Raw genomic sequence first — 379 nt, forward strand, 5'->3', positions numbered from 1 at the left:
AAACTTGTGTTTATGACATTGTTCACCCACTTGTTGTTCCATCCATTTCTTTAATGTAGCTCGTTGTTTATGGTGCTTCCAACGATAGTAAGTAGATCGAGGGATATCAAGATGTAAACAAATTTGATAAATAGGTAACTGATCTTTCAATTCTTCCACCACATTCACTACAATTTCTGGTACCACTTCCTTTCCAATTCCTTGTACTTTTTTAAGATCTCAATCTGTTGCTTTAACTGCCGGTTCTCTGCCTTCAATTTAGACGTCTCGCTATCAAATTCTGGACCTTTCCCATACGAATATTGCTTGCCTACAGGCTGTTCGAATCGATGCATTTCCCCATTTTTATACCATGTCATCCACGTTTTTAATTGGGTAT

1 protein-coding gene and 1 pseudogene are annotated in these 379 nt (G+C 37.5%); both read right to left on the minus strand.

Features of this window, described 5'->3' with window-relative positions; genetic code table 11:
- A partial coding sequence (locus SB753_RS35210; protein WP_410804680.1) for a helix-turn-helix domain-containing protein occupies positions 1 to 186 on the minus strand: 186 nt, incomplete at its 3' end.
- Positions 168 to 379 (minus strand): annotated as a pseudogene (locus SB753_RS35215) (IS3 family transposase); the annotation flags it as partial. The pseudogene SB753_RS35215 and the gene SB753_RS35210, both read right to left, overlap by 19 nt.

This window comes from Paraburkholderia sp. SIMBA_053 (genome assembly GCF_046534895.1).
In the GTDB taxonomy this organism is placed as follows: Bacteria; Pseudomonadota; Gammaproteobacteria; order Burkholderiales; family Burkholderiaceae; genus Paraburkholderia; species Paraburkholderia caledonica.